At 72.7% G+C, this 24,823-nt stretch carries 16 protein-coding genes, 2 tRNA genes and 1 pseudogene; 14 read left to right on the top strand and 5 right to left on the bottom strand.

Annotated elements, in window-relative coordinates; translation table 11 throughout:
* Positions 1 to 613: 613 nt before the first annotated feature.
* The 6 genes and pseudogenes from ACIGXM_RS35490 (at position 614) to ACIGXM_RS35465 (ending at position 6,634) form a co-directional block, all read left to right on the top strand.
* Positions 614 to 1,399 (top strand): HAD family hydrolase, encoded by a 786-nt coding sequence (locus ACIGXM_RS35490; RefSeq protein ID WP_396568246.1) that lies wholly within the window; start codon positions 614 to 616, stop codon positions 1,397 to 1,399.
* Between the two features lie 864 nt (positions 1,400 to 2,263).
* Positions 2,264 to 3,487, top strand: a pseudogene (locus ACIGXM_RS35485) (helix-turn-helix domain-containing protein); the annotation flags it as partial.
* Positions 3,488 to 4,002: 515 nt separating this feature from the next.
* Entirely contained in the window at positions 4,003 to 4,605 is a 603-nt protein-coding gene (gene orn / locus ACIGXM_RS35480; RefSeq protein WP_396568245.1) for an oligoribonuclease, read from the top strand.
* 194 nt (positions 4,606 to 4,799) lie between these two features.
* Positions 4,800 to 4,875, top strand: a tRNA-His gene (locus tag ACIGXM_RS35475).
* A gap of 137 nt (positions 4,876 to 5,012) precedes the next feature.
* Positions 5,013 to 5,459 (top strand): DUF4442 domain-containing protein, encoded by a 447-nt coding sequence (locus ACIGXM_RS35470; RefSeq protein WP_396568244.1) that lies wholly within the window; start codon positions 5,013 to 5,015, stop codon positions 5,457 to 5,459.
* Between the two features lie 323 nt (positions 5,460 to 5,782).
* The gene (locus ACIGXM_RS35465) at positions 5,783 to 6,634 is read left to right on the top strand and encodes a hypothetical protein (RefSeq protein ID WP_396568243.1); all 852 of its coding nucleotides are present in this window, start codon (positions 5,783 to 5,785) and stop codon (positions 6,632 to 6,634) included.
* A gap of 66 nt (positions 6,635 to 6,700) precedes the next feature.
* Here the strand turns inward: ACIGXM_RS35465 and ACIGXM_RS35460 are convergent, their stop codons facing one another.
* The gene (locus ACIGXM_RS35460; RefSeq protein WP_396568242.1) at positions 6,701 to 7,615 is read right to left on the bottom strand and encodes a spermidine synthase; all 915 of its coding nucleotides are present in this window, start codon (positions 7,613 to 7,615) and stop codon (positions 6,701 to 6,703) included.
* Between the two features lie 81 nt (positions 7,616 to 7,696).
* Entirely contained in the window at positions 7,697 to 8,185 is a 489-nt protein-coding gene (locus ACIGXM_RS35455) for a hypothetical protein (RefSeq protein ID WP_396568241.1), read from the bottom strand.
* A gap of 451 nt (positions 8,186 to 8,636) precedes the next feature.
* Here ACIGXM_RS35455 and ACIGXM_RS35450 point away from each other — a divergent pair, with 451 nt between their 5' ends.
* Positions 8,637 to 9,998 carry a tetratricopeptide repeat protein gene (locus ACIGXM_RS35450; RefSeq protein ID WP_396568240.1) on the top strand — a complete coding sequence of 454 codons (1,362 nt, stop codon included), beginning with the start codon at positions 8,637 to 8,639 and terminating at the stop codon, positions 9,996 to 9,998.
* A gap of 15 nt (positions 9,999 to 10,013) precedes the next feature.
* Here the strand turns inward: ACIGXM_RS35450 and ACIGXM_RS35445 are convergent, their stop codons facing one another.
* On the bottom strand, positions 10,014 to 10,664 hold the full coding sequence (locus tag ACIGXM_RS35445; protein ID WP_396568239.1) for a histidine phosphatase family protein: 651 nt from the start codon (positions 10,662 to 10,664) through the stop codon (positions 10,014 to 10,016).
* 188 nt (positions 10,665 to 10,852) lie between these two features.
* Between ACIGXM_RS35445 and ACIGXM_RS35440 the strand changes: the two genes are divergently transcribed.
* The 6 genes from ACIGXM_RS35440 (at position 10,853) to ACIGXM_RS35415 (ending at position 16,500) form a co-directional block, all read left to right on the top strand.
* Positions 10,853 to 12,082, top strand: coding sequence for a hypothetical protein (locus ACIGXM_RS35440; protein WP_396568238.1), 1,230 nt, complete (start codon positions 10,853 to 10,855; stop codon positions 12,080 to 12,082).
* The gene (locus ACIGXM_RS35435) at positions 12,079 to 13,680 is read left to right on the top strand and encodes a hypothetical protein (protein ID WP_396568237.1); all 1,602 of its coding nucleotides are present in this window, start codon (positions 12,079 to 12,081) and stop codon (positions 13,678 to 13,680) included. The genes ACIGXM_RS35440 and ACIGXM_RS35435 overlap by 4 nt, the downstream gene beginning before the upstream one ends.
* A 17-nt stretch (positions 13,681 to 13,697) precedes the next feature.
* Positions 13,698 to 15,056 carry an AAA family ATPase gene (locus tag ACIGXM_RS35430; protein ID WP_396568257.1) on the top strand — a complete coding sequence of 453 codons (1,359 nt, stop codon included), beginning with the start codon at positions 13,698 to 13,700 and terminating at the stop codon, positions 15,054 to 15,056.
* A gap of 217 nt (positions 15,057 to 15,273) precedes the next feature.
* The gene (locus ACIGXM_RS35425; protein WP_396568236.1) at positions 15,274 to 15,621 is read left to right on the top strand and encodes a hypothetical protein; all 348 of its coding nucleotides are present in this window, start codon (positions 15,274 to 15,276) and stop codon (positions 15,619 to 15,621) included.
* A gap of 120 nt (positions 15,622 to 15,741) precedes the next feature.
* Positions 15,742 to 16,350 (top strand): bifunctional DNA primase/polymerase, encoded by a 609-nt coding sequence (locus ACIGXM_RS35420; RefSeq protein ID WP_396568235.1) that lies wholly within the window; start codon positions 15,742 to 15,744, stop codon positions 16,348 to 16,350.
* Between the two features lie 76 nt (positions 16,351 to 16,426).
* A tRNA-Lys gene (locus ACIGXM_RS35415) sits at positions 16,427 to 16,500 on the top strand.
* Positions 16,501 to 16,852: 352 nt separating this feature from the next.
* Here the strand turns inward: ACIGXM_RS35415 and ACIGXM_RS35410 are convergent.
* Both ACIGXM_RS35410 and ACIGXM_RS35405 read right to left on the bottom strand, forming a co-directional pair.
* The gene (locus ACIGXM_RS35410; protein WP_396568234.1) at positions 16,853 to 17,212 is read right to left on the bottom strand and encodes a hypothetical protein; all 360 of its coding nucleotides are present in this window, start codon (positions 17,210 to 17,212) and stop codon (positions 16,853 to 16,855) included.
* The gene (locus ACIGXM_RS35405) at positions 17,212 to 23,952 is read right to left on the bottom strand and encodes an RHS repeat domain-containing protein (RefSeq protein WP_396568233.1); all 6,741 of its coding nucleotides are present in this window, start codon (positions 23,950 to 23,952) and stop codon (positions 17,212 to 17,214) included. Before ACIGXM_RS35405 ends, ACIGXM_RS35410 begins: the two co-directional genes overlap by 1 nt.
* 506 nt (positions 23,953 to 24,458) lie before the next feature.
* Between ACIGXM_RS35405 and ACIGXM_RS35400 the strand changes: the two genes are divergently transcribed.
* A partial coding sequence (locus ACIGXM_RS35400) for a hypothetical protein (protein ID WP_396568232.1) occupies positions 24,459 to 24,823 on the top strand: 365 nt, incomplete at its 3' end.

Below are 24,823 nucleotides of genomic sequence, written 5' to 3'. Positions count from 1 at the left end.
GGGCGGGGACGCCACGGAGTCCCCGCCCGGCGCGCCGGGGCCGGCCGAGGCGGCGACCGGCGTCCCGCCGCGCTGCCGGGGCCTGGGCCAGCCTCTGCGGGCCCAGCCGACCGCGCGGCGGGCAACCGAGGGCGCCGGGCGCGACGGCACGTCCTGAGGGTCTGCGGAGGGCAGCGAGCGGGAGTCTGCCGCCCCGAGGGAGCGGAACGGTCCAGAAGGTCGGGGAGGCTCAGAACCGGCCATGAATCGAGACTCTTCGAGTGAGAGGGGCCGACAGGGAGGACAGCGCTGCCCAGGCGGCAGGCCAGTCATGGGCACGTGCTCGGTGGAGGCCGATCGGCACCGTGGGTGACCTGTTCCTTTCAGAGTACGACGCCCCGGCCTGGCCGCCCAGCCTTGAAGGCCTGGTAGGGCAACGATCCGCCGAATGGCCGCGGCGTGAAGGCACCGGCGTGCGCCCCCGCGTGATCGGAGCCGCGCGCCCCCACTTGTGAGGTTCCCAGGAGCTTGCCCGACAGATTCGGCCGACGCAACAGGTCGGCCACACTCCAGGTACGGGTGGTACGGAAGAGCAGAGCTGAGGCGATCCGGCCGTGGCTCGGACCGTTCCCCCATGGACTATGCCGCTGGCAACATGCTCGGCATGCCGCTGCTCCTGTTCGACCTCGACAACACCCTGGTTCCACGTGACGCCGCCTTCCGGGCGTGGGCGGAGGAGTTCCTCCGCGAATTCGGGCTCCCCTCGGCCGAGCTGGACTGGCTCGTGACCCTCGACGGCGGTGGCTACGTCCCACGCGGCACCGTGCTCGGTGCGGCGAGGCGCCGTTACGGCCTGGACCGCCCCCTGGACGCGCTGCTCGCGCACTACCGACGAGGCATCAACTCCCTTATCCGCTGTCCGCGTTCCCACCTCCAGGCGGTCAGTTCCGCGCGGGCCGCGGGCTGGACGGTGGGCATCGTGAGCAACGGCGAGACCCGCCCGCAGCTGGAGAAGATCCGGCGGACCGGGCTCGCGCCGCTGGTCGACGCCTGGGTGGTCTCCGAGGAGGCCGGCTGTGCCAAACCGGATCCGCTGATCTTCGAGATAGCCGCCCGGCGCTGCGGGGTCGCGGGCTCGGGCGACTGGGCCGCCGACACCTGGATGATCGGCGACCACGGGCCGGCCGACATCGCGGGCGCCGAGTTGGCGGGCATCCGCAGCGTCTGGTTGCACCACGGCCGCCCGTGGTCCGAGCCCGGCTACCGGCCGACCCTGAGCGCCCCCGGGCTACCGGAGGCGGTCGGCCTGGTGCTGTCGGCGCGCACCCCGCTCCGGGCGGGCGCCCGCCCCTACCGCGGCCCCGCCGGACGAGCCTCCACCGCCGCTGCCGCCGCTGCCGCCGCCACGGCCACCGGCTGACCCGCACCGGGTGGCCCCGGACCCGCACGACGACTGGCCTGTTCGGGCCGGCCGCGGCAGGAACCGTCCCCCACCCGGCGTCAGGACCACCCCGGCGCAGGGTAAAAGATCCGGCGGAGCGTCAGACCCGGCGCCCGGCCGAAGCACGTTCGGGCGCGCGCGGACACCGCGCGCCCCTTCTCCGCAACACCGATTTTCAGTCAAATTCGCGCCACATGCGCATCGTTGGACATACCTGCACTCCAGAACGTCACACGAGGACAGCGCTCCGTCGTCAACGGGGTTCTGTCGTACCGCAACCAGCCACGGTTGCGGTGGCCCCCTTCCCAGAGGGGTCGACGGGTGCCACGCTTCGTGATCGAATGCATCACGCCAAATTGCCATGTCGACATAGCGTCGGATGGTGAACTTGTCACAACGGCGACGGTCCAGCCAGTAGATTCGATCTTGTTGAGCAGTGCCGCATCACCACACGACACCACCGAGGGGGGCTTGGGCGCCTTGAACAGGGTGAGCAGGAGCGAGACGGGTCCTGACGGCGGCCAGTCCCCGGCCGGTCATGTCGGCCGCGCCCCGCGAAGTACCGCCCCCCTCGCACCGCACGCCCGCCCCTACCTCACCGCCGATCCCGCGGCCACCGGCCCCGGCGCCCTGGGGCCGTACGGCGGCGCCACCGCGCCGTACGGCGGCTCCGCGCCCGCGCCGGACGGCGCGTCCGCCGTGAACGGCTCCGCGCTGCGCGCCGCGTTCGGCCGGACGATCCCCCAGGAGTACGCCGGTGTCGCCCAGCACGGCCCGGTCGCCGGGCCGGTGACCGCCAACGTGAGCGGCGGCCCGGGCGGTTCCGGGTCGGCCGCCGGACCGCTGGCCGGACCGCTGGCCGGCGTGCTGCCGCGCAAGCTCTCCGGCCGGCGCCGGCGCGAGACGGTGGCCGTGCTGATCTTCGGCGGCGCGCCGATCTTCGAGAGCTCGATCCCGCTCTCCGTCTTCGGGGTGGACCGCCAGGACGCGGGCGTCCCGCGCTACCGCCTGCTGGTCTGCGCGGGCGAGGACGGCCCGCTCACGACCACCGGCGGCGTCACGCTCACCGCGCCGTTCGGACTGGAGGCGCTCGCCCGGGCCGGCACCATCGTGGTCCCGGCCTGGCGATCGATCTCCCAGCCACCGCCGGTCGAGGCGATCGCCGCGCTGCGCAAGGCGCACCACGAGGGCGCGCGGATCATCGGCCTCTGTACCGGCGCCTTCGTGCTGGCCGCCGCCGGCCTGCTGGACGGCCGGCCCGCCACCACCCACTGGATGTACGCGCCGACCCTGGCCAAGCGCTACCCGCGGGTGCACGTCGACCCGCGCGAGCTCTTCGTGGACGACGGCGACGTGCTCACCTCCGCCGGCACCGCGGCCGGCATCGACCTCTGCCTGCACGTGGTGCGCAGCGACCACGGCGCCGAGGCGGCCAACGCGCTGGCCCGGCGCCTGGTGGTACCCAACCGCCGCAGCGGCGGCGGGCAGGCCCAGTACATCGATCAGTCTTTACCAGAAGAGATCGGTAACGACCCGCTCGCCGAGGTCGTGACCTGGGCCCTGGAGAACCTGAACCAGCAGTTCGACGTCGAGGTGCTGGCGGCCCGCGCCTACATGAGCCGGCGCACCTTCGACCGGCGGTTCCGCACGCTCACCGGCAGCGCGCCGCTGCAGTGGCTGATCACCCAGCGGGTGCTGCAGGCCCAGCGGCTGCTGGAGACGTCCGAGCTGTCGGTAGACGACGTGGCGCGGCGCTGCGGCTTCCGCTCGCCGGTGGCGCTGCGCGGTCACTTCCGGCGCCAGCTCGGGGTCTCCCCCGCCGCGTACCGGACCAGCTACCGGGCCCGTCGGCCCGGACCCGGCCCGGCCGTCGGCGTGCCCGCCCAGGGTGGCGGCGCGGAGCGGCCGGCCGGGGTGCCCGCGGGGGCGCCGGTCGGGCCGTACGCCGCGTCGGTGCCGCCGCCCGGACCGGTGGCGGGGACCGGCCATCCGGGCACGACGGGTCCGGCCTGCGGTCCGGTGCCGGGGCTCGGCGCGGGGTCCATGCCCGGCGCGGTGACCGGTCCGGGGACGAGCGGCCAGTTCGGTGCGGCGGCCTCGTTCGGACCGGTGCTGCCGGGCGGTCCGGGCGGCGGCGCGGGACGGGCGGCGAAGGCTCCCGGCGTCCCGCAGTCCGGGCGGCTGCGACCGCTCGTCCCGCCGCAGAGCGGCCCCGCCCCGCGGCGCGGCCCGGCCCGGCCGGTGGAGCACGCCGTCGCCGAGGACGGCCACCCCCAGCCGAGCGCCCGCGGCAAGGGCTCCGGGCACCGTCCGGACCCCGCGCGACGGGAGGTCGGACGGGCCGAGGGCCGGACCGACGGGGAGCCCCCCGCGGCCCCGTCACGGGACGGCGCCGCACCGGACCCGGCCGCCGGTCGCGGCGGCCTGCCGGGCGTTCCCGGGCCGGTGGCCGGTCCGGACGCCCGGCGGGCGGCTGACACCGCGCCAGACGCCCGCCGGCCCGGCCACCCCGACGACCCCCCGGGGCCCGTCGGCGGTCTCCCGCTGCCCGCCTCCCGAGATCGCGCCGTAGGGTGAGGGGTGTGAACGACCGTTTGGTGTGGATCGACTGTGAAATGACCGGCCTGGACCTCGATCGGGATGCCCTGATCGAGGTCGCGGCGCTGGTCACCGACTCCGAGCTCAACATCCTCGGCGAGGGCGTGGACATCGTGATCCGCCCGCCGGACGAGGCTCTGGCGACCATGCCGGAGGTGGTACGCGAGATGCACACCGCCTCCGGTCTGCTCACCGAGCTCGCCGACGGGGTCACCCTGGCCGAGGCCGAGAAGCTGGTGCTCGATTACATCCGGGCACATGTGCCGGAAGCGGGCAAGGCCCCGCTCTGCGGGAACTCGGTCGCCACCGACCGCGGGTTCCTCGCCCGGGACATGCCGAGCCTGGAGAACCACCTCCACTACCGGATCGTGGACGTCTCGTCGATCAAGGAGCTGGCCCGGCGCTGGTACCCGAAGGCGTACTACAACAGCCCGCAGAAGGGCGGCAGCCACCGGGCGTTGGCGGACATCCGGGAGAGCATCGCCGAACTCCGGTACTACCGCGAGGCGGTGTTCGTGCCACCGCCCGGCCCGGACGGCGACACGGCCCGCGCGGTGGCCGCCAAGCACCAACTCCCCTCCGCCTGACCGAGGGCATCGGCCCAGCTCGGGGCGGCGACCGGAGACCCGGTCGCCGCCCTTCGGCGGTTCCGGGCCCGGTGTCGCGGCACGCGCGAGTGGCCTCGGTCACTCGGCCCGCCGAGGGAGCGAACCCTGGCGCGAGCACCCGCTCCGATCCTGTAGAGTTCTTCCTGTCGGAGCGGGAACGCGCCGGACAGATGGTGGGTGTAGCTCAGTTGGTAGAGCACCTGGTTGTGGTCCAGGTGGCCGCGGGTTCGAGTCCCGTCACTCACCCCAGCACATGAGGGCCTGATCTCCTGGAGATCAGGCCCTCATGGCATTTCCGGGCATTCCCCGGCATCGCCTGGCGGGGCGCGGAAATCCGACGACGGATCCCCCTGCCCAATGAAGCTACCGGCAAGTAACATGACGGCATGACCACACCCACGATCGGCGAGCTGCTCGCCTCCACCGTCCCGATGGCTCGCACCCTGAACCTCGTCTACCTGGAGACGAGCCCGGAGCGGGCGGTGCTGCAGCTGCCGGACCAGGCCGAGTTCCACAACCACGTGGGCGGGCCGCACGCCGGCGCGATGTTCACCCTCGGCGAGTCGGCGAGCGGCTGCATCGTGCTGGCCGCCTTCGGGGACCAGCTCTCCCGGGCCGTGCCGCTGGCCGTCAGCGCGGAGATCGCCTACCGCAAGCTGGCGATGGGCCCGGTCACGGCCACCGCGACGCTCGGGCGCCCGGTGGCGGAGATCGTCGCGGAGCTCGACGCGGGGCAGCGGCCGGAGTTCCCGGTGGCGGTGGAGATCACCCGCGAGGACGGCGCGGTGACCGGTGAGATGACGGTGCTCTGGACCCTGCGTCCCAACTCCTGAGTCTCGCTCGGAGCGGGTCGGCCCGAGGGCGGCTCTGACGGAGCGTCGGGGGCGCGCCGACCGGTGGGCGACGGACCGACGTCAGATCGGCCGAAAACCACCACCGTTCGTACCGCATCGGCGGGGACGGCAGTCGGCGTGACCTCCCGGGCGGGCGACTCGTTCCCCCTTGCGTGGGAGTCAATCGCGCGTCCGAACCACAGCCCGCCACCCCGACGACCGGCCGGACCGTTGCGGGCGGACGGAGCGGCGCGTATGAACGGAGCGGCGCGGGCGGCTGGCGGGTACCCCGGCCGCGCCCCCGTACCCTGGCGGCCGGTGCGGTGGTGCTGGCCCAGGTCTGGGGACTCGGCCTCGGCGTGCAGAGCGCTGCCGCGGTGACCGCCAGGCCGCTCACCGACACCGTCCGGGCCACGGATCTGGGCGGGGCACTCGTCCCCGGCGGTGCCGGGCACGCCGGGGACCCGGCCGGCGCGGCGATGGGCGCGGTCAACGGGGTGGTGGGGACGGCGGGTCCGGCAGCCGCCGGCCGACCGACCGGGACCGTCGACCAGCTGCTGCACAGCCGGATCAAGGCAGGCGACCTGCCGTTGCCGGGGCAGGTCGCGGCAGTGCCGGACGCCTTCACCATCGCCTCGGTGCTGCTGCCCACGGTGCCGGGCCAGGCGCGGCCGCACGGGCAGCCGTCCGGGACGGGCGGAGCCAGTGCGCGCCCGGCGCACCCCGGCGCGGGCGGGGTGGCGAGCCACGGCGGGGCGGCCGTCCCGGACGGCGCGTCGAACGGCGAGGACGCTTCGGGGACCGGCCCGGCGGACCAGGCGTGGGCCGAGCCGGGAAGCGGCCTCGGACGGCCGGGCGGATCCGTCGAACGCCCGAGCGCCCCCGCCGCCACCGACGGCTCGGGCACCGTCCTCGCGGCCCGGAGCGTCGAAGTCGCCGCCTCCTGGGACAACGACCGGCTCGCGGTCGACGCCCAGCCCGGGGTCCCCGCGACCGTCCCGGCGATCGGCCTGGCCGAGGAGAGCACCCCGGCCGCGGCCGCGCACCGCCCGGTGAACATCGGGCCGCTGGCCGCCACGGGTTCGCAGGACGCCGTCTTCATCCCGATCGCGGCCGGTCTGCTGCTCACCGGCGCGGCGATGTACAAGCACCGGGGCCTGCCGCGCGGGCACTGACGCGCTGGGCCGGGTGCCGCAACCCCGGGAGCGGCGGCGCGCCCGAGGAGGGTGGGACGGCGGGGGTCAGCGGGGTGCGGGGTGGAAGGTTCCGGGGGGCGGTGCCGGGGAGGGGGCCGCGGCGGTGTCGGTGGCGATCGCCGCGCCGCCGGTGAAGGCGGCCAGGTCCCGGCCGTGCTCCACGCGGCCGAGGGCCGCGTCGGAGGCGGTGCGGCGGGTCAGTTCGGCGATCGGGAGTGCGGTGTGGCCGGCCACCAGGATCAGGTTGCCGAAGCGCTTGCCGCGCAGCACGGCCGGGTCGGCGATCAGCGCCACCTCGGGGAAGACCGCGAGCAGGGTGGCCACCTGGGCACGGGCGAAGGCCAGCGTCGAGCCGTCGGTGATGTTGGCCGTGTACAGGCCACCCGGCGCGAGGGCCCGGGCGGCCAGGGCGGCGAACTCGACGGTGGCGCAGTGGGCGGGGACCCGGGCCCCCGAGAAGACGTCGGCGATCACCAGGTCCGCGCCGCCCTCGGGGGCGCGTTCGAGCACCGTCCGGGCGTCCGCGCCGCGCACCTTGATCTGCCAGCCGGGCTGCAACGGGAGTTCGGCACGGACCCACTCGGTCAGCGCGGCGTCGAGTTCGGCGACCTGCTGCCGGGAGCGCGGTCGGGTCGCGGCGACGTAGCGGGGCAGGGTGAGCGCGCCCCCGCCGAGGTGGAGGGCCTGGATCGGCCGGCCCTGCGGCGCGACGAGGTCGGCCACGTGTCCGAGCCGGCGCTGGTACTCGAAGCCGAGCCGGGTGGGGTCGGCGAGGTCCACGTGGGACTGCGGCGCACCGTCGAGGAGCAGCGACCAGGCCTGCGGGCGGTCGCGGTCCGGGACGAGTTCGGCGAGGCCGGTGTCGGTGCGCCGGGCGCGGGGGGTGTTCGCGGCGGCCGGCTCGCCCGGGATGGCGGGGGCGCCGCGGCGGCCGCGGGAGGCTCGTTGGTCTCGTCCCATGGAGCGAGTATCTCCCGGACGAAAGCGCAGGTGGGCCTCGGGACCGGGCGGGGACGGGACCGAACTGGGACGCGACCGGGCTCAGAACGGACCGAGGCCGCCGGCGGTCAGCGTGCAGGCGGCCTCGCAGAGGGCGGAGCGGAGGACCCAGGGGTCGGTCGCGGCCGGGGTCCCGTCGGCGGCCGGTGGGACCAGCCAGCGGGGGTCGGTCGAGCTGGCGGGCAGGGTGCCGGCCGTACACAAGGTGCCGGGCAGGTGCCAGCGCTCGGCGGTGCCGGCCGGGACCACGAAGGAGATGGTGGCCCCGGCGGGGCTCTGCAGGGCCGAGCCGCAGGCCCGGCGGAGCCGCAGGATGTCCAGGGTCTCCAGCCCGTGGCGCAGTGACACCGTCACGGTCTCACTGCCGCACCGGCGGTCCGGCGCTTCGGCCGCCGCGGACGGCGGCGGTGCCACCGCGGTGACCGGCGCCGGCCGCCCCGCCCCGGCGCCCGCCCCCCGGGCCGGGGTGCCCCCGGCGACCAGGCCGCGGAACTGTGGGGTTCCGGTGGACGGCGTCCCGGTGGACATCATGCGGGCCTCCTGCTTCCCTCGCGTTCGCACCCCAGCTGCGCAACCTCACCGCTGGCAAAGCGAGTTGAGGTAACGCCAGTGAGACAAGTGAACTGATGGTATGAATGTGACCGAGGGGTCCCGTGCTACTCGGCCTCCAGTTATCAACACAACGGGCCGATCGCCCAGATGGCCACGGGGCGACTCACAGCAAGCCATGGCATTTCATGGCAGAAGCCCAGAGATATGTCTGATTTGACATCAAATAGTCGGCATTTTCCCGCACTTACGCCCTGCGCCCCCGGACACAGCCGGTACTGTCGAGCCACTTGCCCCGGTCGCCCCTTCCGGTCCCGCCGGGGCGCCTCCGCACCACCGCGCACCTCCGTACCCAGCCGTACCCGGGCCCGCGCCGCACCACCGGCACCGCCCCGCACCATCGGCACCGCCCCGCACCACCCCGGAGCGCACCATGGCAGCCGCCGCACCCGCCGCGCCCACCCCCAACACCGCGATGCGCGAGCTGCGCGGTGACCGCTCGCCGGCCGAGTTCGCCGTCGTGATCCGCCGGGCGGCCCGGGAGATCGGTGAGCACGTCTCCTGCGACGCCCGGTACATCGGCCGGGTCGAGGCCGGCGAGATCCGCTGTCCCAACTACGCCTACGAGCGCGTCTTCCGCCACCTCTGGCCGGACCGGTCGCTGACGGACCTCGGCTTCACCCCCCGGACGGCGTTCCGCGGCCTGCTCCCGGCCCGGCGCGTCACGCCGCCCACCCCGCGCCATCCCGACGAGGAGAACGACGACGTGCGTCGCCGTACGTTCCTGGGCGGCGGCCCGACCGCCCTGGCCGCCGTGCTCGGCCTTGACGACCCCGCCCGGGCGGCGGTCCCCGGCAGCGCGCTGCCGCCCGCCCGTGTCCCCGCCCCGCGCAGAGTCGGCGCGGCCGACGTCCAGGCCGTCGAACAGGCGGTCCGGGACATCCGGGAGGCCGACGACGCGCACGGCGCCGACAACCTCTTCGACCTCGCCGGCCAGTCGCTGCGCGGCGCCTACACCCTGCTGAACGAGGGCGAGTACTCACTCGCCACCGAGCGCCGACTCCAGGCCACCGCCGGGGAGCTGGCCATCTCGGTCGGCTGGCTGGCGCACGACTCCAACCGGCTGGCCGACGCGCGCTCGTTCTACGCCGAGGCCCTGGCCACCTCCCGGATGGCCAACGACACCGCGCTGGAGGCGCACGTCTTCTGCAACAGCGCCTTCCTGGCCCGCGACGCCGGCCGCCCGCGGGAGGCACTGCGGGCCGCCCAGGCCGGCCAGAGCGCCGCCCGCCAGCTCGACTCCGACCGGCTGCTGGCGCTGCTGGCGCTGCGCGAGGCCGGCGCCTGGGCGGTGCTGCGGGACCGGGCGGCCTGTGAGCGGGCGCTGAGCCGCGCCCACACGCTCTTCGACCGGGGCGAGAGCGAGGCCGACCCGGAGTGGATGTCCTTCTTCGGCGAGGCCGAGCTCGCCGGCCTGGAGTCGCAGTGCTGGTCGGCGCTGGGCGAGTGGGACCTGGCCGGCGACCGGGCCGGCCGGGCGATCGCGCTGCAGCAGCCGCACTTCGTCCGCAACCGGATGCTGTACACCGCCGAGCTGGCGCACGACCGGCTGGGCCGGGGCGACCTGGCCGGCGCCGCCGAGTACGGCTCGGCCGCGGTGGCCCTGCTCGGCGAGGTGCGCTCGGCCCGGATCCGGGCGATGCTCGCGGACACCGCGGCGCGCCTGCGCGGGCACGAGTCGGTCCGCGAGGTGCGGGTCTTCCTCACCGGGTACGACCGCTCGCTGGCCGCCTGACGGCCGACGCCCACCTCAGCCGGTGATGGTGTCCAGGTGGCTGTGGTCGTTCCAGATCTCGATCGCGGGCAGGCCGTACTCCCAGGACAGCACCGAGAGCGCCGCGGTGCCGAGCTTCAGCCGCTGCGCGTACTCCGGCGCCTGCCCCAGCCAGCGCGCGGCCAGGATCCGCAGCAGGTGACCGTGCGCGAACAGCACCACGTCACGGTCCGCGCAGTGCATGGTGGTGGTCTCCGGGTGCGGGGTGCCGTGGTCGTCCTTGAGGCCGGCCAGGAAGGCGTCGCAGCGGGCCGCCACCTCGGAGAGCTTCTCGCCGCCGGGCACCCCGTCGCGCCAGATCAGCCAGCCGGGGTGGTCGGTGCGCCGGATGTCGGCGCCGGTGCGGCCCTCGTAGCGGCCGTAGTCCCACTCCATCAGCTCGGGGCGGTCCACCGCCCGCGCGCCGAAGCCCGCCAGCTCGGCGGTCTCCCGGGCCCGGGAGAGCGGGCTGGTGAACACCTGGGCGTCGGGCAGGCCACGCCACGGCGCCTTCTGGAGCCGCTTGCCGAGTGCCCGGGCCATCGCCCGGCCGGCGTCGGTGAGCGGGATGTCGGTGCGGCCGGTGTGCTGGCCGCTCTCGGACCACGCGGTCTCGCCGTGGCGGACGAGGATCAGACGAGCGGGCATCGAAGGAGCTCCTGAGTACCTGGGGGCGCGGCGCCGGGCGCCGTGAACCGTGCCCCTCCATGATTGCCTACCCCTCGCTCCGGGCGGGAAGCACCCTGGCCGCTACCTGCGGGGACGCCGTCCGGTGCCGGCCGACCGGCATGCGGTGCCGCGGATTGTCCGACCCTGGTGCGACACTGGCGAGCACCATGAACGTCTCTCCCACGGACACCCGCGGGCTGCCCGCGACCGCCGAGCGGACGATCGCCGAGCGGCTCGCGGTCCTGCGCGGCGGCGCGGAGCAGCGCCGGCTCGACGCCCGGGCGCTGGCCGCCCTGGCCGCCAATCCCGGCTGCCGACGCCGCGCGGTGCTCGACGCGGCCGGGGTGGACAAGGCCGCGGTCGCCGGGCGGCTGGGCCGGCCCGCGCCGTTCGGCCGCTCCCCCTTCGCGATCGCCCGCGGCACGGTCTTCGAGGCCCGGCTGAAGGCCGACGGCTGTGCGGCGCTGCTCGACCCGCTGCGCGCACGGCTCGGTCTGCCGCCGGGCGAGGCCGGCCGGGTGCTGGTGCCCGACCTGCTGACCGGCTCCGGTCCGGCGGTGCGCGCCGAGCGGACGGCGCGGGCGCTGGCCGAGGCGGTGGCGGACGAGAGCGCCTGGACGCTGCTTGACCACCCGATGCTGCGGCTGACCGTCGCCGGCTCGGCCGCCTTCCTGGAGCCGGACGCGGTGGTGGTGCACGCCGGCCGGTGTACCGTCGTGGAGATCAAGTCCTTTCCGGTGCTGGACGGTTCGGCCGATCCGGCGAAGGTCGGTGCGGCCGCCCGGCAGGCCGCGGTCTACGTGCTGGCGCTCCAGGAGGCGGCCGGGCGGAGTCCGAAGAGCGGCCCCTACGACGAGGAAGTCGTGCCCGGGAGCCCGGAGTTGGACGTGCTGCTGGTCTGCCCGCGCGACTTCGGCCAGCGGCCGACCGCCGCCGTGATCGACGTCCGTCGCGAACTGGCCTCAACCCGGCGCCAGTTCGCCCGGATGACCCGGATCGACCAGTTGCTGGACACCCTGCCGGCCGGCACCAGCTTCGACCTCGCGCCCGACGACGCCGGTCAACCGACCCGGCCGGCGGCGGAGTTGGCGGCGGCGGTGGACGGGGTGCCGGCCGCGTACCGCCCGGACTGCCTCTCCGGTTGCGAACTCGGCTTCCACTGCCGGGCGCAGGCCCGCGGCACGGACGCGGTCGAGCAACTGGGCAGCGGCGTGCGGGCCGACCTGGGCCGGATCCGCACGGTCCGCGAGGCGCTGGCGGCGGCCTACCCCGGGGAGGTGACGGGCTGCGGCGAGGACGACGAGGCGGCCGCCCGGCTGGCCCGGGCCGGTGCGCTGCGGGCCGAGGCGCTGGGCCGCCCGGCGGAGACCGCGCCCCTCGCCGAGGTGGCCGGATGAGCCTGCTGAGCACGCTGGCCCGGCTGGAGGCGGTGCGCAGTGGCCGCGCCGAGCCGCTGGCCACCGTCCGTCACCGGCACCTCGCCGAGCGCCCGCTGGTCCTGGTCCCGCTCGCCGCCGCGGTGGAGGACGGCGCGCCGCTCGCCGTGCTGCTCGGCACCGATCGCGCCGAGCCCCGGCTGCACCTGGTGCCGCAGCCGCTCAACCGGACCCGCCGCTACGAGTTCCTGGCCGCGCTCGCCGACGACCTGCTGCCGTACCTGGAGTCCTACGGCGCCGAGGTCGAGCACCTGGAGGCCACCGAGCGGGACCCGGAGACCGGCGAGCAGACCCCGGTGGTCCGCGAACTCTGTTCCGACGCACCGCAGTTGATCGTCCCGAACAGCGGATCGGTGCGGCACCTGGCGCTGCTCGGCCGGGCCACCCGGTTCCGCCGCACCGCCGAGGACCCGGACCCGGGCCCGTACCCCGCGCCGGCCCGGGTGCCGCTGCTCGGCCGCTGGCTGACCCACCTCACCGACCGTGCCCAGGTGCCCGGTTCGAGCCTGCTGCTGCCGATGACCGGCCTGCTCGCCCGGCACTGGGCGACCGGCCAGAGCCACCTGGAGGACCAGCACCTGGCCGCCCAACTCGCCTGGCACGCCCCGCCGCCGGGCCTGACCGGCGCCGAGGCCGCCCAACTGGCCGAGACCGAGCGGGACGAGCACGGCCAGCTGCGCCACCCGCCGGCCGGCCCGGCCACCGACCCGCGCTTCGACGAGAAGCTGCTCGCCCCCGCGATCGCCCGCTACGACACCGCGGCCACCACGCTGCGCCACGCGACCGACGCCCACGGCGAGCGGAGCCCGGCCGCCCGGGAGGCCCGGCAGGCCGTCCAGCACGCGGTGGACCGGCTGCGCGAGCTGCTCACCGCCGTCCTGCTGCCCACCTGGCACGACGTCTGGCACGGCTTGGAGCTGCTGCGTGCCCTGCCGCCGGCCGCGCACCTGCCCGAGCGCTGGGAGAGCGACCGCTGGTCGTACACCGGCCACCGCGACCGGCTGGCCGCCGGCGAGCCACCGCAGCCGCGCCGGGACGACGCCGTCACCGCCGCCCGCAAGCTCGCCCAGCGCGAGCGCGAGCAGGTTCGGGTGGAGGTCCAGGAGGCGCTGGACGATCCGCTGGCGATGGCCGAACGGCGGCTGGCCGGCGAGGCGTTCAGCGGCGTGGTGGTGGAGCTGGTGCCGGACTGGGACACCTCCGGGCGCTCGCCCAGGCCGCGCCCGCTGCTGACCGTGCGCACCACCGACCGGCCGCACGCCGACCCGGGCCGCGAGGTGCACCGGGCGGGCGGCCCGGCGGCCCAGAAGGCCGAGATCATCGCGGCCGACCCGGCGGACGGGCTGATCACCGTCCGGGTGCTGAACGGGATGGGCCGCCGCAAGGAGCCCGAGCCCGGCAGCCTGCCCGAGGTCGGCGAGCGGGTCACCTTCACGCTCTTCGAGTTGACCGCCCGTCAGTCCGCGCCACTGCCCGACCCGGAGGACACCCCGTGGACGCACGGTGGTCCCCCGTCCGCCGCCCAGGATTCGCCTGGCACCGCCGAAGAGTGGGAATGATCCACCGCGTGAGCCCTCTGCAGCCCTCGCCCGCCGCCGACCCGGCCGCGGCGGCCGACGCCGCCGTCACCGCGATCCTGGACGCCACCGTCCACCCGACCGCCGACGCCGCGCGCGGCGTGGTGGTGGACTCCCCGCCCGGGGCCGGCAAGTCCACCCTGGTGGTCCGGGCGGCGCGCGAACTGGTCGGCGCGGGCGAGCGGTTGATGATCGTCGCGCAGACCAACAGCCAGGTGGACGACCTGGTCGACCGGCTGGCCGGCAAGACGCCCGGGCTGACCGTCGGCCGCCTGCACAGCAGCGACGCCCGACCGGCCGCCGAGGCACTGCGGCATGCCAACGTCACCGCCTCGACCAGGCCGGCCGACCTGCTGGAGCAGGACGTGGTGATCTCCACCGCGGCCAAGTGGCAGTGGGTGAAGGAGGTCGGGCCCTGGCGGCACGCGATCGTGGACGAGGCCTACCAGATGCGCTCGGACGCACTGCTGGCCGTCGCCCGGCTCTTCGAGCGGGCGCTGTTCGTCGGCGACCCGGGCCAGCTGGACCCGTTCACGGTGGTCGGCACCGAGCAGTGGGCCGGGCTCTCGTACGACCCGTCGAGCAGCGCGGTGGTCACCCTGCTGGCACACAATCCGACCATCGTGCCGCACCGGCTGCCGGTCTCCTGGCGGCTGCCCGCCTCGGCCGCGCCGCTGATCTCCGCCGCCTTCTACCCCTACACGCCGTTCCGCTCCGGCACCGGCCCGGGCGACCGGCTGCTGGTCCCCACCGTGCGGCCGGACGGTACGGCGGTCGACGCGGCGATCGACGAGGCCGCCGAGCACGGCTGGGCGCTGCTGGAGCTGCCCGCCCGGCACACCGTGCGGACCGACCCGAAGGCGGTGGCCGCGGTCGCCTCGACCGTCCGGCGGCTGCTCGACCGCGGCCTGAGCGCGCACTCCGAGCAGGGCCGCACCCCGCTCACCGCCGGCCGGATCGCCGTCGGCACCGCGCACCGCGACCAGGCGGCCGCCGTCCGGGCCACGCTCACCGCGCTGGGCGTGCCGGTGGATCCGACCGCCGGCCCGGCCGTCACGGTGGACACCGCGAACCGGCTGCAGGGGCGCGAGTACGACGTCACGGTCGTCCTGCACCCGCTCTCCGGCCGGCCCGACGCCACCGCCTTCCACCTGGAGACCGGGCGGCTGTGCGTGCTCGCCTCCCGACACCGGCACGCCTGCATCGTGGTGGCCCGGGCCGGCATCCCCGAGCTGCTCGACGAACACCCGGCCACCGAACCGGTGCAACTGGGCGTGACGGTCAAGTTCCCGGACGGCTGGGAGGCCAACCACGCGGTGCTGGCCCACCTCGCCGAACACCGGGTCCGGCTGCGCTGATCCACTCGATCTGCCCTTCCCCACCTGCTTCGACCTGCCCTCCCGCCCCCTTCCCGGCCCCTTCCCAGCTGCTCTCGACCTGCTTTCGACCTGTCCCGACCTGCCGAAGTACGCCCCAGGCGCGACTGCGGGCCCGTGCACCGTTCCCCCGACCGGGTGCCGCGCGCGACAATGGACGGCGGCCGAGATCCGTTCCTCGTACCGAAGGTGTCCCCGCATGCCAGATCGCCAAGACCCGCCGCGCCGCCTGCGCCCGGCTCCACTGCTCTTCGAACCCGACGCGCTGGTCGCCGAACCCGAGCGGTTCTTCCAGCTGGAGAGCATCGAGGACCCGGCGGAACTGCTGCGCAGGTCGACCGAGTTGGCGCTGGCCTTCCGGATCGCCGCGGAGCGGGCCACCGACTTCCAGGCCCTCGCGGCGGCCCAACTGGCCGACCCGCGACGGTTCGACGCGCTCACCCCCGCCGAGATCGGCGCCCGGGTCGACTGGACGCCCGACTACGCGGCGCGAATGATCGACTACGGTCGTGGCCTGCAACGACAGCAGCGCGCGGAAGGCCACTGAGCCCGCCGTCCGGTGTCCTTGGCATATGCGGCCGGAAAGCGTACGCCGCTGGGCGCCGTCCTGTCCGGCGAACCCGGCTTTCATTGCCTCCCGGCCGGCCACCGGAGCACTCTGCTGCGCGTGGACATCTGGACGTATCAATCAGTCGAGTACCTCACGGTGGCCGGCGAGGCCTGGCTGGCCTCCGCCAGCGAGTACCCGCGCAGCATGCGGGCACTGTGGGAATCACGTCCCTGGGCCCCGACCGTGCTCCCGTGCGGCCGGGCCTTCGACGTGGTGAGCATGCCGGCCCTGTTCGGCCGCCGGGCCCTGGACGAGCTCTGGGCCTCCGGCCCGGGCTGCGGCCCGGTGGCCAGCTACCGTGGGCGATTGCTGATCTTCGTCCAGCCGGGCGCCGCCCCCCGGCTGCGCACCCTGCTCGCCTGGGAGGAGTGGGCTCGGGACGTCCCGCCACTGCTCTGCCACGGCCAGGGTGACGCGGTCACCGTCCCGCCCGTGCAGCGCATGGTCGACCAGCCCGACTCCCCCGGTGCCGGCCCCGGCCGCTGGCTAATCGCGCCGGACAGCCGCGAGCCCTGGCTCCCGGGCGCGGCCGTCCTGCTCTGGGCCTGCGTCCGCGCCGCCCGCGGCGAGGACACCCCGCACGCCCCCGCACGCCCCGAGCCCGCCGTCGCCCGCACCCCGCTCACCCCCCGCCCGGTCCACCTGCACCCCCTCCCCACCGCGTGACCCCGTCCACTCCCGTCCAGCGGTATTCGATTTTGGCCCGCCCCTCCCCCGCTGCTACAGTCTTCCCTGTCAGCAGGCGCCGCTAGCTCAGTTGGTTAGAGCAGCTGACTCTTAATCAGCGGGTCCGGGGTTCGAGTCCCTGGCGGCGCACCTGTGAGACTGTGGGCCCCTTCGCTTCGGCGAGGGGGCCCACAGCATTTACTGGCCAGCAAGACGCCGCCACCCAGCGACGCACTATTTAGGTCAATCGACGGTCACCGAACCAGACTCGTCCTCGCCCGAAGGTATCTTCACCCAGCCCGGGACACACCCGCTACAGACCAGCACGAGCCGAGCCACGACAGATCAGGCGGGTCCGATCAGCCCCGCCTGGACCCTGTACCGCCACAATTCCGGATCGCGATCCTCATGCAAAATCTCGACGGCAGCCACTCGAAGGAAAGCCAAAATAACGGGCAGGCTTCGGAAGTCATCCGAAGCCTGCCCTCATCCCACTGTCGAACTAGGAACCCATAATTCGATCCCGCTCATAACGGTAGGCCTCGTACGCCTGCACCTTACCGTCCATATAGTCCTCCCAGAATCCTGGCTCAGCCCAGGAGGCCGGACCGATGGTCATCGAACCATCGGCCTCCAAGGTGAATGTCCAGGAGGATTGGAATCCTGCCTCTCTCAGCTCGAATATCCTGGAGTCAAAAAGCCCAGGAATATCACCGTCTCGACATTCGATCCTGAAGAAGTTCACGCCGTCCGACTGGCAGAAGATCTCCAGCACCGAGTAGTCGATGCCTTCGCGCAGCGTGGCCGATCCTTGGCGGACTCTCCGCTCAACCCCCTCGACCCCTTTGAATCTAACCTTCATCAGCCATTGATCCTTCGATTCATGACGGCCTTGTAATCCAGGTCATACATCACTTCACCGCTGGTGTTGTTGTAGTAGAAGTGCAGCTGGTAGTCACCGAATGGGCTGGCGTACGTGGGAGAAGCGTACTTGGCCCACTGGGCAGCACCACCTCGCGCGGCGAACCTCTGCTGCAGCACAGGGTTTCCCAGCTTGCTCCCCGGAATGGCCGGCTCGGATGCGTCGAGCGCCTCCTGGGTCAGGCGCCCATCCTCAGTGAACGGGGAACTGGCGGACTCGATCCTAAATTGAGATGCCAGCTGCTGCCCCTGGGACGAGCCAGAGATGAAGTTATGGTACTCGTCTTGCCCGAGCGCGCGAGCCTTCTTCTCCGCAGCCTCATACTTGTCTCGATCCGGCTGGAGGCTCTTGCTTGCCTTGCTACCTCCGCTGCCACCTCGGGCCGTACCAGCTCCGGGGTCGGTCGGCTTATGGACACGCTTGGAGGTAGTGGGGTGAGGTTCGGCTGACGTGAGGTGCGGTGATTTGTGGCTGAAGAACCTCTTCGCGAGGTTCCACGCGCCCTCACCGCCCTCGGCCGCCCTGACCGCCCTGACGCCCTCGCTGATCCACTTGACGGCGGATATTCCGTCGAGCACTGCGCCGCCGATGATGCCGCTCCACTGACCGGCCTGGTAGGCGGTGGAGTGGGTGTTGACGTGGAAGAGGTCGGCGAGCGGGTGGTTGTCCGCGATCGGCTTGCTGTAGCTCGGGGTGCAGTAGAAGTCGCCCAGGCAGGGGAGATTCTCGAAGCCCTGCCCGATCTTCTGAGCACTGTTGACGGTGAATGCCCACGGGTCGCCGACCACGGCGTCGCCCACGCCGGCGAAGTAGCTCCCGACGCTGTTGGCTTTCTTGTGCGCCCAATGAACTGCGCCGCGCAGGGACCACAAGCCCGTGGGGTCGCTGCTGGTGGTGGGGTTGTCGCCGGCGTAGGTGTAGCCGCCCATCTGGTTGGGGTCGCCGGCCTCGAACACGGGGTCGGCGGTGAGGAAGCGGCCGATGGTGGGGTCGTAGTTGCGGGCTCCCAGGAGGTCGAGGCCGGTGGTGGGATCGGTCGGCTTACCGAGGTACCCGTGGTTGTCGGCCCAGGTACTCGGGGTGGCACCGCGTGCGTTGCCGTACGGGTCGTAGGCACGACGGGTGACGGCCAGGCTGGAGGCGTCGACCTCGAGCTGCGCGGTTCCCTGGGGATTGCTGGGCTCGTAGGTGACGGTGCCGCTGCTGGAGCGGACGATCACCGTGCCGTCGGGGTTGTCGTAGAACCGCTGACCGGAGACGGTACTGCCGGTGAGCGTGAGCTGCTCGGCGCCACCGAACAGGTAGAGGGTGGTGCTGGTCGGCTCGCGCTGCATCAGCAGGTTGCCGTCGGCGTCGTAGAGGTAGCCGGTGGTCTGCGGGCTGCTGGTCCCGGTCGTGGTGGTGACGCCGGCCGTGCGGCCCTCGGCGTCGTAGCTGAAGGTCTGGTTGGTGGCGGTCGCACCGGTGGTGGTGCGACTGGTGGTGTTGCCCTCCTTGTCGTACTGGGGGGTGAGGGTGCTGGTGCCCGTCGAGGGCTTGCTGGTGGTGATGGTGGTGGCGGTGTTCGGCTGGTTGGCCGGAGCGGTGCCGTTGCCGGGGTAGGTGCTGCTCTGCGTCGTGTCGTTGGCGGTGTTGCCGGTGACATCGTGATTGACCAGCTGGGTGCGGTCACCGAGCAGGTTGTAGCTGTAGCTCTGCCAGTACGCCGCCGGGCCACCGATGGTGGACGCGGAGGGCGTCGTGGTGTTGCAGTGCGACAACTGACCCGCCGTCGGGCTGCTGATGCCCGCGGTGTCCGACCATGCGGTGGTCAACCGGTCCAGGCCGTCGTAGCTGAAGCACTGGGTGTCGGTGGCCTGCGTGGTTCCACCACTCGACTGGACGTCGGAGATGGTGGTGATGTTGCCGGCCGGGTCGTAACCCGTCGTCGTGTTGTCGATCGGGCTGGTCGTCGCGGTCTGCAGGCTGACCGTGTTGGTGGTCTGCCGGCCGGTCGCGTCGTCGTAGGTCTGCGCGGTACGCAGTTGGACGCCGGAGTTGCCGTAGGTGGACTGCTCGATCTGGCCCAGCGGGCTGTAGTTGGCGAGGTCCAGGTAGTGCGTGAAGCGGCCGGCGCCGGTGGAGACCAGTCCGCCTTGGAGGTTGTAGCCGTAGCCCACGGTCTCGGCGGGCAGGTTGCCGTCCGCACCGAAGGCGGTGCCGGACAGCAGACCGACGTTCGGGGTGTAGGTGGCGCTGGTGGTGTAGGTACCGGCGAGCGCACCCTCTGCCGCCGGGATCGTGATCGAGGTCCCGGTCGGCTGGTAGGCCGTGTTGTAGCCGGTCACCTGCTGCACGTACGCGCTGCCACCCGCGCCCGAACCGCCCACATAGCGAGTGGAGGAGGTCGGGTAGCCCTTGGCCAGCGTGTCGTAGACCGTGGAGGTCAGCTGCTGGGTCTGGTCGGTCGTGTTGGTACCGGTGTACTCGCCGGTCCGACGGCCGAGCAGGTCGTAGGTGTAGGAGAGGGTCTGGCCGCGGCCGTCGGTGGTCGTGGCGACGTTGCCGAACTGGTCGTACGTCGTGGTGGACGTACCGGTGTCCGGGTCGGTCTGCGACACCTTGCGACCCGTCAGGTCATAGGTGTAGCTCCAGGTGTTCCCGGCGTTGTCGGCGACCGTGGCGGTCTGACCACCGGGGGTATAGGTGTACTTGGTCGTGACGTCACCGATGCCGTTGCCGCCGTGCGCCACCGTCGAAGTGGTCTGGCCGAGGGCGTCGGTGAACGTGCTGGTCGGGGTGCCGCCGGGCGGCGGGGTGGTGTCGGTCTCGTCCGCGCCCGGGTAGGCGGTGGTCGAGGTCCACAACGGTGAGGCCTTGGAGTACAGCGTGCTGCTGATCGGCCGACCCATGCCGTCGTAGCCGGTGACGGTCTCCGACGGCAGCGTGTTCTCCACCTCGGCGAACATCGTCGTGCTCGGCCCGGTCGTGGTGTCCACGTACGGCGCCACCGCGGAGTGCGTGAGGCCGTGGCTGTCGTAGTGCGTGGAGGAGATCAGGCGGCCCGCGGAGTTGTCCGCGGTGGTGGTCTGGGTCTGCCGCTCCTGCAGGAAACCGTCGTAGAACTGCACGGCGGTGCTGTAGGAGCCGTCCTCGCGCAGCGACTGCGTGGTGACCGTCGACGGGTCCGGGTTGGTCCCTGCGCCGTGCACGGAGTAGCTGAACACCTTGTCCGCGCTCTGTGTGCCCCTGGTCCGGCCCGGAAGCCAGGTCTGGGCGGTACGACCGAGCGCGTCGTACTGGGTGTCGGTGACCCTACCGTTGACGTCCACCGCATGGGTGGTCAGGCCGCGCGCCGGATCCAGCGTGCTGGTCGCCGTCCAACCGAGCGGGTTGGTGGTCGACATCGAGGTCGGCAGCGTGCCCGTGGCCGGGGTGTAGCTGACGGTCGTCGCCGAACCGGCGCTGTCCAGTGTGCGGGTCTGGCGACCGTACTGGTCGTAGCTGGCCGAGTCCGTGGTCTGGAAGACCGGCTTGCCTGAGCCGTCGTAGGACTGCACCGACTGGGTGGCGGTGATCAGACCCAGCGTGGTGCCGTTGGCGCCGAGCTGGCCGAGCGTGCCCGGGTTGCTGATGCTGCCGTCGCCGTCGTAGAAGAACCGCTTGTCGCTGATGGTGGTCGAGCTGCCGGGCGTGGTGCCACAGCCACCCGAGACCGTGATGCTCTCGCTCGGGTCCATCAGCATCATCGGGTTGCTCGCCGGCGGCGTCGCGTACGTCGTGGTCGTGCAGGTCTCCTGGGAGGGGACCGAGAGATCACCCTTCTCGTCGAGCTGCGACTGGCGACCGAGGCTGTCGTAGCCGGTGTTGGTCTGGGTGGTGCGCCAGGTCCCGTTGGCGAGCAGGCTCAGCGAACGGGTTGAGCTGGACTGGACCCGGCGCCCGACCAGCGGCGGCAACGTGGAGAGCGTGGCCGGTGCCGGGGTCTTGGATGTCCAGGCGGTACGCGGCGCACTCACCGTCGTGGTGAGGGTTGGGGCGCTGTTCAGCTCCTTGGCGACGACGGTGCCGCCGGCCTGGGTGTAGGTGTCGGACTCCTGCACGGTGCCGGCCAGCCACGGGCTGTCGGTAGTGGCTTCACCCAGGGAGTTGGTCAGCGTGACGCTGCGCTGGGTGCCGTCGGCCTTGTAGTCGCCGTCCATGCCCTGGAAGTACGAGGTGACGGTCTGGCTGATCGGATCCGGTGCGGCGCCGCTGGTGGTGGTGACGGTGCGGAAGCCGCGGAAGTCGTTCCAGGTGCGGTACTGGTCGTCGGTCAGGTCGGAGTCGTCCCGGTGCCAGGCCGCACCACCGCTGTAGGTGTAGTTGGTCACCCTGGCCGGGGAGCCGGCCTTGGTCAGGTCGTTGTCGGTGATCTGCGAGACCAGGGTCTTGTTGAACCAGTCCGCGATCGGGGTCACGCCGCCCGGGGTGTTCCAGTAGACCTGGTAGCAGGCCATCGTGTCGCTGTCCGGCGAGGCGGGCATGTGGCTGTTGAGCCGCGAACACTCCGGAGCGCGGTAGGTCACCGCGATGGACTCGCCCGACTCGGTCTGGATGCTGGAGATCCGCGGGTGGAACAGCGGCGGGGCGGCTGGGGTGAGGCCGTCGACCCGGTTGTCCGTCTCGACACCGGTGAAGGTGACCGGGTCGAGGGTGATCGGACCGCTGCCACCGGCGGAGGTGTCCTGGCCGGTGTGCTGGATCGAGGAGAGCCACATCACCGACTGCAGCTGGCCGGCGTCCTTGGGGTCGACGGTGCTGCCGGTGACCGGGTCCATCGTCCCGCCGGCGTCGGAGAACACCTGGCTCAGGGCATAGGAGTCGACGGGCTGCCAGGAGGAGCCGTTCTTCACCAGCGTGTTGATCGACTGCAGCCGGTAGGTCGACCAGAAGGTCGGCGCCGCGAGCTGGCAGACGTTGCTGCCGGTGCCCGAGGTAGCCGCGTTGGCGGGGCAGTTCAGGTCGTACGGGGTGTCCGGCCAGTTGGTGGCCGTGGTGCCGTTGAGGTTGGAGTACTGGCAGACGCTGCTCGAGGTGGTGCAGCGCTGGGCGGTGTTGAAGACCACCTTGGCAGCCGGGTCGTGGCCTGCCTGCTCGTCTGCGAGCTTGTAGCCGTAGGAGATCTGGGTCAGGTAGCCGCCACGGGTGTAGGCGGTCATCTTGCCGCCGCCACCGGACTGGACCACCTGGCCGTAGCCCATGTTGTAGTAGTTGGCCTCGTTCGCCCAGTCGTAGCGCTGCACGTTGCCGTTCGGGTCCACCACGAAGTCGAGGTTGAACCGCCAGCCCATCTCCGCCGAGCACTGCGAGTTGTTGCCCTGTGAGGCGTTGTAGCAGGGGTCGCCCGGCTTGGGGTTGTACACCGGCACACCCCACGCACTGTTCGTCGCCGGGTCCGACGTCGTCCCCGGGGCGTGGTTCAGACCCAGGTAGTACTGGGTGCCGTCGGTCGTGGTGACCTTGAAGTACTCGCCGTTCCACATACCGTTCGACGCACCCGACAGATCCTCGACCTTGGTGCCGTCATCTGCCTGCAGGTGGTACACACCGTTGCTGTCGCGAATCAGCTGACCCGTGTGCGAGCCGAGCGAGAGCGTGGCGTTGTAACCGGCCCAGCACTCGTCCGACGAGCCCGTGATCCCATCACTGGCACAGGACTTGTACGAACGCTCGATAAAGCCCGGGCTGTAGTCCCAGCCGTCACCGATCCACGAGGACTGCGAATTGCGCGCCGAGGTCTCGCCGTCGACCGACTGCGAGTTATATGACAGGGACACGGAAGGGCCACCGCCACCCAGCGCCGGCGGCACCGGAATCGGGTAGTTGTACTCGAACGCACCGGACGACGACTCCGACCATGCTCCCGAAGCCGAGAGCGGCGTCGCGGAGTAGTCGCCCTGCGAACCGCCCGTGCTGGCGACCGCGGCGACCGCGGTGCCGGAGTTCTGGGTGGTCGCGTCCGCCTGCACGGCCGTTCCCGCGGCTCGCGCGGCCCGCGCCGGGGTGCCCGGGACGGCGACGGTCGCGGTCAGCTTGTGCGAGACCGGGTCGTTGGTCGTCGCTAGCGGCTGCTGCGTGCGGCAGGCCGGAACGTCCGGCGTGGTCAGCGCACAGGCCGGCATCGAGACCAGGTGCAGGCGCGAGGCCCAGCCACCGCCGTACGCCTGGGCGATGGAGTTGTAGTCGACCGAGACCTTCACGTCGCCGGTGGCCGACTGGCCGTCGGCGCGCGACAGGCCGACCAGCAGACCGTTCACGTCGGCAGCCTGCGCCGTACCGTGATCGGCCGTCTTGACCTGCACCGATGTCGGCGCAGGTGCCGACTGCGAGGTGACCGGCGCCACCGACACCGGGGAGTTCGCCACCGGCGTCGCGGCCGGGGACGGAGAAGAGGAAGCGGCCGGGGAGCCGGCCGCCAGCGTCACTGTGCTGCTCGACGCGGCGGGCCAGGACGGGGACGCGTCCTTGTGCGTCTCCAGCGCCCGTGAGCCCTTCGGCTCCGGCACCTTGGTCGAACCCGACTTGCCAGAAACCGCATGGCCCTTGACCGATGGCTGGGCCGGGAGCGGATCCGCCGCCCACAGCTTGCCCTTGTACTGGTACCCACCGACCACGGTGTCGGCAGCGGCGACCGGAACGACCAGCGTCAGCGCCGCCAATGCGGCACCGACGACGGTGCCCCGGCGTCCCCACTCCCTCCCCCGAGATCCTGGGAACCAATGAAGACGCGTACGCACGCGCAACCCCCACCACAATATCGGCCTCGAAGGACCGTCAAACACGTAGCCGAACAGACGGCTTGATCGCCGGGAACCGTATTGCCATTCGAACAGGTGCCGCAATAGCCTTTCGGCGGCACGCGATCCTTCACGGGACCCGCACGGCTGGTGGGGGTCGTGCACGAGGGGGGCGAAGCCCCTCATGATCGCGCGAATCGGACATCAATCCAGGCGGACCGGGTAAAGAGTTGCCCAATAAATTCCTCCTAAATTTTGCCAAGTCTTTTATCGCTTTAAGGACGTCTTAAGTGCAGCGACCCGGCCTCAGGCCATCGTCACGGCGCAGACTGCGCCATCAGTTCACGCTCGTAGCAGCGCTCTCCACGGTGGTCGCGACCGCCGCAGGTCCGGCCCTGGCCGCTACTCCGACGCTGACGACACCCTCGGTGTCGCAGTCCGCGGTCAGCCCCACCGCGCCGGGCGCGGCGGGTGCCCCGAACGGCCCGGTGCAGCAGGCGCAGGCGCGGGCCAGGGCCACCGGCAAGCAGGTCACGGTCGACGCGCTGACCACCGAGACCAGCATGACGGTCGCCAACCCCGACGGCTCACTGACCGTCACCCGCAACGAACAGCCGATCCGGGTCCAGAAGAACGGCTCCTGGACCCCCGTCAACGCGACACTGGACAAGAACGGTGACGGCACGTTCTCCCCGGCCGCGACCCCCTCGGGCGTGACCCTCTCCGGCGGCGGCAGCGGCCCGCTGGCCGGCTTCACCGACGCGGCCGGGCACCACCTGGCGCTCACCCTGCC

It is taken from the genome of Kitasatospora sp. NPDC052896 (assembly GCF_044547075.1).
Classification (GTDB): domain Bacteria; phylum Actinomycetota; class Actinomycetes; order Streptomycetales; family Streptomycetaceae; genus Kitasatospora.
This window is presented reverse-complemented; position numbering and strand designations above follow the sequence as displayed.